This is a genomic window from Xanthomonas sp. 3058, assembly GCF_014199765.1.
Taxonomy (GTDB): domain Bacteria; phylum Pseudomonadota; class Gammaproteobacteria; order Xanthomonadales; family Xanthomonadaceae; genus Xanthomonas; species Xanthomonas campestris_B.
The window spans coordinates 344,774-359,262 of record NZ_JACHOF010000003.1 but is presented as its reverse complement, the minus strand read 5'-3'; the positions used below and the strand labels follow the sequence as shown (position 1 = coordinate 359,262).

At 65.2% G+C, this 14,489-nt stretch carries 7 protein-coding genes; 1 reads left to right on the top strand and 6 read right to left on the bottom strand.

Translation table 11 applies throughout. The features are described 5' to 3' along the window. Positions 1-181 precede the first annotated feature (181 nt). The 3 genes from GGR61_RS07070 to speA all read right to left on the bottom strand — a co-directional run bounded on the left by GGR61_RS07070 (position 182) and on the right by speA (position 8,520). Positions 182-1,519 (bottom strand): glycosyltransferase, encoded by a 1,338-nt coding sequence (locus GGR61_RS07070; protein WP_184620925.1) that lies wholly within the window; start codon positions 1,517-1,519, stop codon positions 182-184. Next, complete coding sequence (locus tag GGR61_RS07065; RefSeq protein WP_184620924.1) at positions 1,512-5,507, bottom strand: non-ribosomal peptide synthetase; 3,996 nt, start codon at positions 5,505-5,507, stop codon at positions 1,512-1,514. Before GGR61_RS07065 ends, GGR61_RS07070 begins: the two co-directional genes overlap by 8 nt. 1,126 nt (positions 5,508-6,633) lie before the next feature. Beyond that, complete coding sequence (gene speA / locus GGR61_RS07060; protein ID WP_184620923.1) at positions 6,634-8,520, bottom strand: arginine decarboxylase; 1,887 nt, start codon at positions 8,518-8,520, stop codon at positions 6,634-6,636. Between the two features lie 233 nt (positions 8,521-8,753). Here speA and speE point away from each other — a divergent pair, with 233 nt between their 5' ends. Further along, positions 8,754-9,611 (top strand): polyamine aminopropyltransferase, encoded by an 858-nt coding sequence (speE, locus tag GGR61_RS07055; protein ID WP_184620922.1) that lies wholly within the window; start codon positions 8,754-8,756, stop codon positions 9,609-9,611. Between the two features lie 395 nt (positions 9,612-10,006). On the opposite strand, the gene GGR61_RS07050 is transcribed toward speE, so the two are convergent. The 3 genes from GGR61_RS07050 to GGR61_RS07040 all read right to left on the bottom strand — a co-directional run bounded on the left by GGR61_RS07050 (position 10,007) and on the right by GGR61_RS07040 (position 13,849). Then, on the bottom strand, positions 10,007-10,618 hold the full coding sequence (locus GGR61_RS07050; protein ID WP_184406357.1) for a PH domain-containing protein: 612 nt from the start codon (positions 10,616-10,618) through the stop codon (positions 10,007-10,009). Positions 10,619-10,810: 192 nt separating this feature from the next. Then, positions 10,811-11,596, bottom strand: coding sequence for a hypothetical protein (locus tag GGR61_RS07045; RefSeq protein ID WP_184620921.1), 786 nt, complete (start codon positions 11,594-11,596; stop codon positions 10,811-10,813). A 279-nt stretch (positions 11,597-11,875) separates the two neighbouring features. Continuing rightward, a complete protein-coding gene (locus GGR61_RS07040) occupies positions 11,876-13,849 on the bottom strand; it encodes a beta-N-acetylglucosaminidase domain-containing protein (RefSeq protein ID WP_184620920.1) in 1,974 nt (657 codons plus the stop codon). Positions 13,850-14,489 lie beyond the last annotated feature (640 nt).

The window sequence follows — 14,489 nt, the reverse complement described above, 5'->3', positions numbered from 1 at the left end:
GGCCCGACGCGGGCGTCTGGCAGTGCGATACCCCATGACACCAACACGCACTGACAGCCGACGCCCCCCCACACAGCGGCTTACCTGAGTTGCGTACAGGTGCCCGTTAGCTGCCCGTGGTGACACGCGCCGCAGGGTGCTTCGGGCCTCGACGCAGCGGCTCCCCCCACTGCGTGAGCCGTCATGCCACGGCCTGCTGCTCGCTCCGCATGCGCGCTGCAACCGGCCGGGCGGGTTGCAGCAGGGCCCAGGCTTCCAGCTGATCCACCGCCGTGTTGATTCCATCTTCCTCGCGGATACGCTGGCCGAGTGCGCGTGCCGCCGCCCTCATTGCCGGTGCGCTGGCCTGTTGCATGGCATCGGCCAAGGCCTGCGGCTGCAAGCCGGCCCGTGCGAGCGCAGGCGGCGCCACGCCGCGCTGCGCCAGGCAGTGCGCCCAGAACGGTTGGTCGTAGCCGAACGGCAGCACCACCGATGGAATCCCCGCCGCCAGCGCGGCACCGGTCGTGCCGGCGCCGCCGTGATGCACCGCTACCGACACGCGTGGGAACAGCCAATCGTGCGGTGCCTGCTCCAGCTGGAAAAAGCGCCCGGCATCGTCGGACGCGTCTTCCGCAGCCGCCAGCCCGCCCCAGCCGCTGGCCAGCAGCGCGCGTTGACCGGTCAGACGCACTGCCGCCTTGACGATGGCGGTGAGCTGCGCCGCATCGCTGCTGATCATGCTGCCGAAACCGATGTACAGCGGCGGCGGGCCTGCCTGCAGAAACGCCTCCAGCGCGGCCGGCGGCTGCCACTGCGGCTGCGACAACTGCCAGAAACCGCTGACCTGGGCCCGGTCCGGCCAGTCCGGCGGACGTGGGCACAGATGCTCGCTATAGCCATACAACACGCGCTGCGCACTGCGATCTGGGCCAATCCACGGATACGCCGGCAACCCCAATGCCGGGCGCACGATGCCGTTGAGCGCCGGGCGCATCAGCTGCCAGCCGGCAAAGCGCATCGCGTGATGCAGCGCCACGCTCACCACCCCAGGCAGACGCACGGTGGGCATCACCATCAACGGCACATGGCGCGAAGCGGTCAGCGGCTGCAATTGCGTGAGCACCACCGGCAGGCCATAGGCCTGGCCCAGGCTGTGCGCCAGCAGGCTCGCGCTGCCGACGCCGAGAATCAAGCCGGCATCGGCACAGGCCGCGCGGCCCTGCTCGGCCCAGTCGCGCGCCCACTCCAGCAGCTGCGCACGCAAGGTGCCCCAGATGCCGCGCCAGCCACCGCGCATCTCGGCAACATCCGGATGGCCCTGCATCAGTTTCTGGTGGTCGCCGCTGAGCGGGAAGAATTCCAGCCCGTTGGCGCGGATCAGCGCCTCGAAGTTGGGACTGGTCAGCACCCGCACCGGATAGCCGCGCTGCTGCAGGCCACGCGCGAGCGCAATGATCGGACGCACATCGCCATGCGTGCCCAGGGTGGCGATCAGCACCGGGCGCTGGCGTGCGGGGTCAGCGACGGATTCACGCATATTCGGTCACTCCGTCGCTGGCGTTGGCGTTGGCGTTGGCGGTGCAGTCGGCGCGCTGCGTGGCCTGCGCGGTGGCCGCATGCAGCAACGTGCTGAGCGTGGCCGAGTGGGCCGACGAGAGCATCGAATGGTGGTCGCTGTCCAACACGTGCAGGTGCAGGTTGCGCACGTACGGATGCCACGCCTGCGGCCGGTAATCCACCCACTGCGCATCGTCGCCGCCGGAGCTGATACGCACCTTTGCTTCGACGAACAGCACGTCCTGGTCCAGCCGCTTGGGCCGGTGACGCCGCGCCAGGTGCAGGTGATGCTGGGTCACCCCACCCAGATCGTCCAGCAGCGTCGGGCGTTGCTCAAGCAACTGGCGCACTGCCGGCACATCGGTCAGCCCGTAGTGCTTGCACAGCAGGCTGGCCAGCTCGGCCACGGTGGTCGGCATCGGTTGGCCATGCGCCAGATTCAGGCCCAAGGCATGCACCGACGCGCGCACGTTTTCCGACTCCGGCAGCGACGCGGCCTGTTCCAGATGCGGATAGCTGTCGAGCATCGCCAGCAATTCGACCTCTTCGCCGAGTGCATGCAATTCGGCGGTGATGGCGTGGGCGATCAGACCGCCCAGCGACCAGCCGATCAGCCGGTACGGTCCGTGCGGCTGCACCGTACGCAGACGCGCCAGGTAATCGTGGGCGATCGCCTCGATGCTCTCCGGGCGATGCTGCGGGTCGCTTAGTGCCGGCGATTGCAACGCATACACCGGCCACTGCGGATCGAGCTGCCCGAGCAGGGTGAGATACGACCAGCCCAGCCCGACCACCGGATGGATGCAGAACAGCGGGGTGACGCCCGCGCTGCCCACGCGCAGCGGCAACAGCACGCCCAGCGGATCGTTCGGAATCTGCGCGCTGCGCTTGATCACGTCGGCCAGGCCGGCAATCGTCGGCGCATGGAACAGCGTGCCCAGCGATAGCTCGACACCGAACATCTGCGGGAAACGCGCGGCCATTTCCGCCGCACGCAGCGAGTCGCCACCGAGCTCGAAGAAGTTGTCGTCCACACCCACCACCTCGATGCCCAGCACGTCCTGCAGCATCGTGGCCAGCTGGCGTTCGAGTGCATCGCGCGGGGCGACGTGCGCGCGTTGCGACAAGGCGCCAGGAGCCGGCAAGGCGCGGCGATCCAGCTTGCCGTTGGGGGTCAGCGGCAAGGCCGGCAACGGTACCCACAACGTGGGAATCATCGAGGCCGGCAACCGCTGCTGCAGATGGGCGCGCAGCAGCTCGGTCGATGGCGTGTTGCCGTGCTTGCCTACCACATACGCCAGCAGCTGCAACGCGTTGCTGTCGCCATCGCTGTGGCCGACGACCACCGCCTGCGCCACCTGCGAATGCAGCAGCAAGGCGTTTTCGATTTCGGCCGGCTCCACCCGATGGCCGCGAATCTTCAATTGCGCGTCCGCACGGCCGATGAATTCCAGCAGGCCGTCGTTGCGCTGACGCACGCGGTCGCCGGTGCGGTACATGGTGCTGCCGTCGTCTGCGAACGGGTCGCGCACGAAGCGTTCACTGGTCAGCTGATGCTTGCCGCGATAGCCCTTGGCCACGCCTGCGCCACCGATATACAACTCGCCCACCGCGCCGGTCGGCAACGGTTGTCGTTGCGCGTCGAGCACGTAGACACGCGTGTTGAGCAGCGGCCTGCCGATCGGCGGCGCCGCCGCGTCGGTCAGCTGCAAGGGCATGATGGTCGACCAGATCGTGGTTTCGGTCGGCCCGTACAACTGGGTCAGCCGCCCGACCCGGCTCAGCAACTGGGTCGCCAGTTCCGGGATCAGGGCTTCTCCGCCGACCAGCGCGTGGATACGGTCCAGCGCCAGGTCCTGATTGGCCAGCAGGATGCGCCATAGCGATGGCGTGGCCTGCACCACACTGATCTGCTCGTGTGCGATCAAGCGCGACAGGCCGCGCGGGTCGTGGGTGATGCCCGCCGGCGCGATGACCACGCGTGCGCCCACCAGCAACGGTAGATACAACTCCAGCCCGGCGATATCGAAGGTGATGGTGGTGACCGCCAACACGCGGTCGCGCGGTCGCAATGCCAGCTCCTGCTCCATCGCATGCAGGAAATTGAACAGGTTGCGATGACTGATTTCCACGCCCTTGGGCGCGCCGGTCGAGCCGGAGGTGTACAGCACGTAGGCGGTGCCGTCCGGCGTGGCCAGCGGCGCGATCGCCTCCGGCAACACCGCCGGGCGCGGATCCAGCCAGACCATGCCACCAAGCAGATAGCGCTCGCACAAGGCCGGCTCGCACACCAGTCCGATGGCACCGGAATCGTTGAGCATCTGCCGGTTGCGCGCGGCCGGGCTCTCCGGGTCCAGCGGCAGATACGCCGCCCCGCTCCACATCACCGCCAGCAAGGCCACCAGCAATTGCTCGCTGCGCGGCAACGCAACGGCCACCACATCGCCGGGACGCACGCCATCGGCCACCCATTGCGCGGCGATCCGCGAGGCCAGTTCGCACAGCGTGGCGTAATCCAGCGTGCGGTTGTCGTATTGCACCACCACCGCAGCGGGCATCAGCTCGGCGCGCTCCAGCATGCCGTGCAGCAGCGTGGCCGCTTCCGGCAGCGGCGCGGCGGTATTGTTCCAGGTCTGCAGCAGACGCCGACGTTCTTCAGCGCCCAGCACATCGACCTCGCCCAGCGCGCATTCCGGGTTGGCCAGCACCGCATCGGCCAGATGGGTCAGGCGGCGGCAGTGTTCGGCCAGTTCGTCGCTGTCGTACAACGCAGGGTTGGCATCCAGATCGAAACGCAAGGCTGCGCCGTCGCCACGTTCGTAGCAGAAGATGGTCAGGTCGTCGGCCGGGCCGTTGCACAGGTTATGCGGCATCGCATACGCATCGCCAAAGCGCAGTGCGTAGTCGAACGCTTCGATATTGACCGCCAGGCGCGCGAACTTCTGTTCGATCCCGAACAGACCCAGATCGCGGCGCACGTCCTCGAAGCGATACTGCTGATGACGCAAGGCATGCCGCACCACCGACGACACCTGCGCGAACAAGGCATGGATCGGCTGCTGCGGATCCATCTTCAAACGCAGCGAAATCACATTGGCCACCAGGCCTGCGGTTTGCCGGTAACGCGCATTGATGCGCCCGGTCACCGGCATGGCCAGGACCAGATCTTCGGCGCCGGTGCAGCGGTAGTAATACGCGGCGATCAGCGAAATCAACATCTGCGGCAAGCTCGCGCCGTAGTCCTTGCCGAGCGCACGCAGGCGCACCACCTGCTGCGGCGAGAACTGTCCGATGCCACGCAACAACCCGGTCGACAAATGATTGCCGGGCCGCGCCAAGGTGGCCGGCGGCGGTAGATCGGCCAGCTGCTGGATCCAGTAGGTGCGATCGCGCTGAAACCGATCCGATTCGCGGTATTGCTGCTCCATCTCGAGCAAGGACAGCGCACTGCCGTACTGCGCAGGTTCCGGCTCGACATTTTGCGCGTAGGCGTTATACAGCACCGCCATGCGCTGCATCATGATCGATGCGCAATAGCCATCCATCACCAGATGGCTCACGCACTGCACCCACATATGGTGATCTTCGCCAAGACGGAACACCGCGCACTGCCATAACGGCCCGTCCTGCAGATTTTCCGGCTTGCGGATTTCCGCGTCTACCCAGTGCTCGGCGGCGTTGCGCGGCGACGGATCTTCGCTGACATTGAAAAAGGGAACCGTGCCGTTGTACTCGGGCATGACGACCTGATGCGGCACGCCATCCTGCTCGCGGATGCACAGCCGCACGGTGTCGAATTCGCGCGTCAGCTGCATGGTGGCGCGGATCAACACCTGTGGATCCAGTGGGCCGAACATCTCCAACGCTTCGGACAACATCAACGTGTTGTCGGTATGCAGTTTGCTGGCGACCCACAGGCCGCGCTGGGCTTTGGTCAGAGGAAACACGGGAGGGGCGTCAGTGTGCATTACGTGCATCCTTGTTGGGTGGCGCACAGCCGCCCGATGCGCCTAAACCGCAACGCGGCCGATGAGACGTCGGATCAGCTTGAAGGAGGTAGGGGACACCATCGACCACCAGCGGATGCCGGCGATACACGGTGGTAACGCACAATGGAGACACACAACGAAGCGACACGCGCCATCGAACCCCCGATGGACAACTGTCTGTTCCCACATCAACTTGCGTCCTGGCAAGTTAAATAGACACTAACAATTGGGCGCTGGAATGAACCGTGCAAATATCACGAATTCCGCCAAGAAAAAAAATATTTCTCTCAAAACTGTGATTTTGATTAGCGTTCTACGCACAAACGTTTGCAAGTAAGCGCAACCGTACGAGCAAGAGGCATGGAGAGCGCAATACATGCTGCGCAGGATTGGCTCAGCGACGTGCAGATGCGCCGCAACGGCAAAAAGCCAGAACGCGATAAGACCACTGCGCACCACATCACCGCCACACTTGGATAATGGCGCAAACCATTGATGCATGCCGCGATCTATTGCAAAAAAACCGTCTGTATTCTCACAATCACGCTTTGGCGGTTTGAATGTCATCGATTAGAAACATGCGCCCTGGTGGGGACACGGACGGCAGACAGGGGTGGCTCAAGCGGCATGCAGATGCGCCGCAACGTTAAAAAGCCAGGACGCGACAAGACCACTGAACAACACATCGCCGCCACACTTGGATAATGGCGCAAACCATTGACGCATGCCGCTATCGATTGCAGAGAACACCGTACGTATTCTCACAATCACGCTTTGATGGTTTGAATGTGATCGATCAGAAACATGCGCCCTGGTGGGGGACACGGATCGATTCGATCGCACAATCCGGCCTTGACGATCGACGCTGCCAATCCAAAAGATCCGCCATCTCAGGGCCAGACCCTGCAATCAGGTCGGCCCGTGCTAGTGCACGGTGTCGAATCGTGACGTCTTGCGGGTTTTTCCAGACACCGCACCGGCCAAGCCAGCGACGCCGGGGGGCGTCTGCACACGTCTCTGGCGCATTGACGCCCGTCGCGCAAACCTACCAACCCGCACATCGCGCGATGGCAGCCGCCGCCGCGCGATGCATGGGTTCGGGCGATCAGGCCAACGGTTCGTCGGACAGATAGGTGTACCCGGTCAAGCCCGCTTCCAGTGCCTGGCTCAGCTCCTGCGCGCGCTCCGGCGACAGCTGCGCGGCGGCGATGCGCTCGGCATAGGTCGCGCGCAGCGTGTCCAGCTGGTAGCCCACGTAGTCGAGCATCACGTCGGTGGTATCGCCACGGCGCTGCTGCGCGATGCGATAGCCGTCGCCGTCCACGGCCACTTCCACCGCGTCGGTATCGCCGAACAGGTTATGGATATCGCCCAGGATTTCCTGGTACGCACCAACCAGGAAAAAGCCGATGCGATAGCTCTCACCCGCGTTCAAGGTGTGCAGCGGCATCGAACTGTCCAGGCTCTCGTTCTCGACATAGGTCTTGACCATGCCGTCCGAATCGCAGGTCATGTCGGCAATGATGCCGCGCCGCTGCGGCGCTTCGTTCAGGCGTTCGATCGGCACGATCGGGAAGACCTGATCGATCGCCCACACATCCGGGATCGACTCGAACACGCTGAAGTTGACGAAGTACTTGTCCACCAGCCGCTCGTTGAGCTCGTCCAGCACCGGGCGATGGCTCTTCTCGTCGAAGCTCAGGCGCGCACGCACGCCGTGGGCGATGGCATAGAACAGGTCGTCGATGCGCGCGCGGTGGGTGAGGTCGATCTGGCCCAGCGCGTAGGCGCTCAGCCCTTCGGCATGAAAGTGCTGCGCTTCCTGGAACAGTTCCACCGCCGGGCGCACGTCGAGTTCGTCGTGGATCTCGCGCAGGTGGCGGATCGCCGCCGGTTCGTCGTCGTGCGCGTCGGGCACGCGGCCTTCCGGCGCCTGCTCCACTTCGGACACGTTGGCGATCAGCACCGCATGGTGCGCGGTCATCGCGCGGCCGCATTCGGTGACGATGCGCGGCGGGGTCAGGCCGTGTTCTTCGCAGGCGCTGGCCAGCGGCTGCACGATATTGCTGGCATACGAATGCAGGCCATAGTTGATCGAGCAATAGCTGCGCGAGCGGGTGCCTTCGTAATCGATACCCAGGCCGCCGCCGACGTCGACATGGCTGATCCTGGCGCCCAGCCGCGACAGTTCCACGAAGTAGCGCGTGGCCTCGCGCATGCCGTTGGCGATGTCGCGCACGTTGGAGATCTGCGAGCCCATGTGGAAATGCAGCAGCTTCAGGCTGTCGGCGTACTCGGTGTCGCGCAGCGTCTTCCACAGGTCCAGCACCTGACGCGGCGACAGCCCGAACTTAGCCTTGTCGCCGCCGCTGTTCTGCCATTTGCCCGCGCCCAGCGAGGCCAGCCGCATGCGCACGCCCAGGCCCGGCTTGACGTCCAGCGCACGCGCCTCTTCCAGCACCAGCTTCAGCTCGGAGGGCTTTTCGATGACGATGAAGGTCTGCAGGCCGAGCTTGCGCCCGATCAATGCCAGGCGGATGTATTCGCGGTCCTTGTAGCCGTTGCAGACGATCAACCCGCCCGGGCGCGACAGCGCCAGCACCGCCATCAGCTCGGGCTTGCTGCCCGCTTCCAGGCCGAAACCGTCGCCGTGATGGCTGGCCAGGGTGCCGGCCACGCCACGGTGCTGGTTGACCTTGATGGGGTACACCGCGGTGTAGCCGCCGGCGTAGTCCCATTCGGACTGCGCCTGCGCGAACGCCGCCTGCAGCTTGCCCAGCCGCTGACCCAGGATGTCCGGGAAGCGTACCAGCAGCGGCAGCTTGGCGCCGGCCGCGCGCGCGGCGTCCACCACCTCGGGCAGCGACACCGACGGGCCGTCGACGGTGGGGGTGACCACCACGTGGCCGGCGGCGTTCACATCGAAATACCCATCGGCCCAATGCGGGATCGAGTAGGTCTTGCGGGCTTGGTCGAGGGACCAATCGCTCATTTCGTTGTCTCGGCTGGGGCAAAAAGGGCGTGAAGTGTAACGCCTGGCACGCGCAGGGTCCGTTACAATCCGCGCCGACTTCACGCCCCGCTCCTGACCGGATCGGGGCAGAGCAAGGGTCAGCCGCTGCGCAGTTTGCGCTGCACGAAGCGACGCCCGACCCTCATCCGGCGCGACGCGCCACCTTCTCCCGCCGGGAAAAGGAACAGCCCGCTTCTTTCTAGGATCAACGCATGAGCGCCAACGACAACTGGTACATCGAACACTTCCAGCCGACCGGCTCGGCGATCGGCTTCCGCATCAGCGGCAAGCTGGACGAGGTGCAGTCCCCATTCCAGAAGATCGAGATCTACCAGACCACCGACTGGGGCAAGCTGATGCTCATCGATGGCGCGGTGATGCTGACCACCCGCGACAATTTCTTCTATCACGAGATGATCAGCCACCCGGCGCTGTTCACCCACGCCGCGCCCAAGCGCGTGGTGATCATCGGCGGCGGCGATTGCGGCACGCTGCGCGAGGTGCTCAAGCACCCGGGCGTGGAAAGCGCTACCCAGTGCGATATCGACGAGCAGGTCACGCGCATGTCGGAGAAGTATTTCCCCGAGCTGTGCGATTCCAACCACGATGCGCGCGCCGAGCTGTTGTTCGACGACGGCGTGGCCTACATGGCCAACTGCCCGGCCGGCAGCGTGGACATCGTGATCGTCGATTCCACCGACCCGGTGGGGCCGGCCGAAGGCCTGTTCAACAAGGCGTTCTATCAGAGCTGCTTCAAGGCGCTGAAGGACGACGGCATCCTGGTGCAGCAGTCCGAATCGCCGCTGGCGCTGCTGGAGCTGATCAAGGAAATGCGCACCGAAATGGGCAAGGCCGGCTTCCAGTCGTTCAAGACCCTGCCGTTCCCGCAGCCGTGCTACCCCACCGGCTGGTGGAGCGTGACCATGGCGAGCAAGCAGGCCAACGCCGATTTCGCGTTCCGCCAAAACGATGCGCAGGCCAAGGGTTTCGACACGCTGTACTACACCGCGCATCTGCATACCGGCGTGCTGGTCGCACCGCCGTTCGTGGCCAAGGCGCTGGGCGAGTAAGCCCGGCCAGCGATACAGCGTCAGCAGTGGCCAGGTGGACATGGACGGCGCGCAATCATCGCCATGTCCCCGTTGGCAGCCGGTTCCGCACGCCGGCGGGCTAAGTCGACAGGTCCATCAGGCGACATGCGCAGCGCGCCCGCCTGCCGGCTGGACGCACGGGCGTGTCCCCTGCCGCGCTCACTGACAGCCCGCGTTGCACTTTTGCGCGCAGGTTGCGCAAGCGCCGAGCGGCGCAGACAGACCGCCGCTCCAAGCGGCGATCTGAAGCACTGCAGACAGTGGCCGGTGCTTGGGTCTTGATAGGTACTGGGCGCCGCGCGTAGCGCACGCCCACGCTGTTGCTCCACCGCCCACGTCAGCGGACGGCTGCCTGCGTGGTCTGGCAGCCGCTCTCACAAGCGCGACAGCACCTCCGCCTTCTTGCTGTCGAACTCCTCTTGAGTGACCAGTCCCGCATCGAGCAGTTGCTTGAGCTTGCTCAGCACCTGTATCGGATCGTCGGTGGCGGGCACCGGGGTCGGCGGGACCGAAGGCATGGCGCCCTGTGCGGTGGGCGCATGCACCACCACGCCACCGGCCGACGCACGCAGCTTGTCGATTTCCAGCTGCTGGCGTTTTTCGTAAGCGGATTCTTCCACCTGTTGCGCATAGGCGTACACGCGCCGCGCCTGCTTCTTGGGCAGGCTGTCGACGGCGGCGTATTCGCCCTGCGTGGTGCGACACATGATCGTCGCACCCAGCATCTGCTCGCTCATGTGCACATCGAGCACCTCGCGCCACGGGAAATCCCGGAACGTCATGCCGAACAGCTTCGGGCACACCACAATGAATCTGCGATTGGTCAGCACCACCGCGTCCGGCGACAGGTTCATCACCACCTTCTTTTGCACGGCGATGTATTCGACCTGCTCGTCGCGGGTCAGTAATTCGGTCACCTTGGGCAGGATCCTGCCCACCGCCGCCGGATCCTGCTCGTCGGTCAAAAATTGCGCAAAGACATCCATACCTTCCTCATCGTGATTGTTTACGCCGCAGCGTTGTCCTACATGACACCACATCTGCGCGTTGGTGATGCCGGTGCGCGGGTGAAGAGCGTGCACTAGCGGATCGTCGAGCGTTTTACATCGTCAAAACGACAACAGGGCGGATGTTGCCATCCGCCCTGCTCGCCATCGACCCTTGCTCGGCTCGCCTGATCAGAAGCGCACTTCTGCGCCGATATTCAGTACTTCAGCGCGATTGATGGTGATGTCTTCGCTGTAGTCGTAATAGTCCTTGGCGTAGATGTAGTTGGTATACATCACACTCAAGCTGGCATATCTCCCCAGATCCACGCCCAGGCCAAGGCCTGCGTAGCCGCCGTAGATTTCCTCGCTCATGTCCTTGACGTCGGCATACCACGACCCCACGCGCACCACCGCAAACAGCGGGCTGTCACCGAAGTTGAAACGTGCCGTGCCTCCCAGGCCGGCGAACCTCACTGCGGGAACGAAGACGTCGTCCGCATTGCCGGTGCGATCCAAACGCCCAGCCGATGCCTCAAGACCGATCAGCGTCACCGAGCCGGCACGCCAACGGTAACCGGCGTTAAAGCCCAGCATGTCCTGCTTGTAGCCGTCGAACACCTCGCCTCTGCCGCCCTGCACGCCGATAAACGCACCGCTGTCGATGCGCGATGCTTCGGTCTGCGTGTAACTGGGTGCGGGCGCCGGAGCTACCGTCGCTGGCACCTCAGGGGCATCCGTTGTCACGGTCGTAAACCCATTGTCGGCCTGGCTCGCTGCGACCGAGGTGGCAGCAGTGGCGGCTTGCGACGTACTGGACGGCGCCGCTACCGGCGCGGTGCCACCCTGCGCGCCCGCCTGCTGCTGTTTTTGCTGCTGGCGATAGCTGTCCCATCCGCGCGACAACGACTGCGCCGTCGCGTCGCAGACGCAGCCAAACGCGGTGCACGCCAAGAGCAATATTGCGGTCCTTTTCATCGCATCCCCCATCAGTGGTAGTGCATCGTTTCCGCATCCTTGCGCACGCAGGCATAGCCCAACGACGTCTGGAAGTGGCGCAGTTGCCGTCAACACCTGGGGACTTCCCCGCATCACGGGACGGCGCGCAGCATCTGCGCCGGTCGGCGGCCGCATCGGCCCGCCGGATATTGCGTGTGATGCAGCCCCCTGACCGCAGCGCGCACAGTGTCTGGAGTCTCATTGGCTGTCAAGAAGAGGTGAGATGGTTTTCCGACCGACGGTTTGCCGCTCCGGTCGTCACTGCGCCGTCGCCGGTGCTGCTGCCGATGGCACGCGGTAGGCGATCAGCCTCGGCGCGTCGGCCACGAACCGGTCCAGTACGCCATCGGCGATCTTGACCGGGCCACCGAAGCGGGTGGCGCCGGGAATGGACGGGATCGCGGAGGCCACGGCGGCCGATGCGGCCGCTTCGGCAAACAACGCAGCTGCCTGGGCATCGCCGCGATTGGCCGCCTCCAATCCGGCTGCGGTCTGCTGCAACGCGCTGCCCCAGTGCTCCATCGCTTCCAGCCAGGGACGCGATTGTTCCGCAAAGCCCTTGTCGACCACGCCTGCACGAATGCTCTGCGGCGCAGCTGCGAACGCCTCCGCCGTGCGTGCCAGCTCGGCGATGGCCTGGCTGCGCGCTGCTGCATCCCCGAGCGCAATCGCCTCGCGCACATGGTCGAGCACGGCCTTCAGGCGCGGCGCCTGTTCCTGCCATGGCTGACTGCCGAAGGTCGGCGCCAGGTGCTGGGTATCGAAGAAGGTCAGCAGCGCGGCGGTCACCTGCGCGTCGCCACCGGCCAGATCGCGCGCGGCGGCGTGCCAGGTGCGCTGGGCATCGTAGCCGGTGTCGTTCCACGCAAACGCGGTCAGCCCCATCACTGCGACCCGGCTGGGCACTTCCTGATTCATCGGGTTGGAGACGATGCCGGACAGCTCGGCCGACAACCCGGCTTCGCGGCGCGCGTAGGGCGCCATCAACAGACGCCCGGCCGAGGTTTCGAAATCGTTGACCGGATAGTTGTCCCACAGCAGCGTCTTGCGGCCGAACGCCTTGGTCGCCGCACGTGCATCGGGAATGGAGATGGCCGGCGGCACCACGTCGGTACCGGTCCACTGCACCACGATCTTCGGGTCCAGGTGCTTGCGCAGCGCTTCCTTGTACGGGCTTTCCTTGGCGTCGAAATACTCGGTCGGCACCATGATCAGTTCCGACGACGCATCGTGGCGGGCGACCAGATCGGCCTGCACCAGGTTGAGCAGATGCGACTGCGCGATACCGGCCGCCTGCGCGCCGGAATCGCCGAAGGTGGTCTTGTCGCGCTCGCAGTTCCACTTGGTGTATTCGATATCGTCCAGCGCCACATAGAAGCTGCGCACGCCCAGCGCGCGGAACGCATCGAACTTGCGCAACAGCGCCTTGGCATCGGCCGGATCGGAGAAACAGACCGTCGGCCCCGGCGAGATCGCATAGACGAAATCGACATGGTTGCGCTTGGCGGTGGCCGCCAGCTTGCCCAGCGCCTTCAACGTGGCGGCCGGGTACGGCTCGCGCCAGCGATCGCGCGCGTACGGGTCGTCCTTCGGGCTGTAGATGAAGGTGTTGGCCTTGGTGCGGGCGAGAAACTCGATGTGCTTGCTGCGATCGGCCATCGACCACGGCGCGCCGTAGAACCCTTCGATGGTGCCGCGGATCGGCATCGCCGGATAATCCTGGATCACCAGCGTCGGAATGGCCGGGCGCTCGACCAGCTGACGCAGCGTCTGCGCCGCATGGAACAGCCCATCGTGATCGTAGCCGGCCAGCGTGATCAGGCTGCCGGTGCCAAGCGCCACGCTGGCGAGCGTGTAACCCTCCTTGTGCGTGTCCTGCGCTGCCTTGCTACGCGCCAGTGCATCGCGTACCACCGCCGCATCGCCGGTGCCGAGCACGAGGTGCGGGCGGTCGAACGTGGCCGGCAGACGCGACGCGGTGGCGATCTTGGTGACGCCTGCGGTGCCGAGGATGCGGCGCACCAGCGCGACCGACTCCGGGTCTGCGCCCGGTGCGACGACCAGCACCACCGACCGGCCCAAGGCGATCGTCTGCCCCTCCAGCGCGATCGACACCGGGGTCGGGAACAGCGCCGGCTGGGTCACCGGCTCGGCCAGCGCAGGCGCGGCCAGTCCCGCTACCACCAAGACCGAGAGCAGGCGCAAGCCCGACTTCCTGTTGCGTCGCTTCATGTCCGAACTCCGGTATTGGAATGGTATTACGGCCTAGAGTAGGCAAGTCGCTGCGTGGCGACAAGCGCACCTTTGGTCTTGGAGGGTCGAGCCTGCTTTGGCGTGCTTGCCATCCGCGTCTGCGTCGCCTGGGTAGACTGGAACCGGGCACGCCGGCCATGGGGTGCGGTATTGAAATGGTATGACAGCGGGGCGATTGGCGTTGTCGGGACCACGGTTGCGGGAGCGGCATCCCACGCGACGTGGCGACGGCTAGGCCAGCTCTTCAGATCACACATGGGCGTATTCGACGCTCGATCAGAGAACGGCTGCCAGGACGCGATCTGCCAAGGCCTCACGCTGCGCAGGAACCGACCTGAGCATGGCCCGTCTAAAGCGGTAGTCGCGTAGGCAGACACGTCTGCGCCCCGTCATTGCCGGTCAAGGCCGCGGTAGCCGCTGTTCCACTTGCTCGCAACGCAGCGCCCCCGCATGCATCGATCGGCGTGTGCGGTATAGGCGTCGGCGTCGGCGTCGCAGAAACTAACGCGTGCGTTAATGACGCCGCCGCTACGCCAGTGACAGGCGCGTCGCAGCCGTACCGGTTTGCCTGCAACGCGGCATTGCCCAGCGCATCCATCAATCTGGCGTGTGCTGTCAG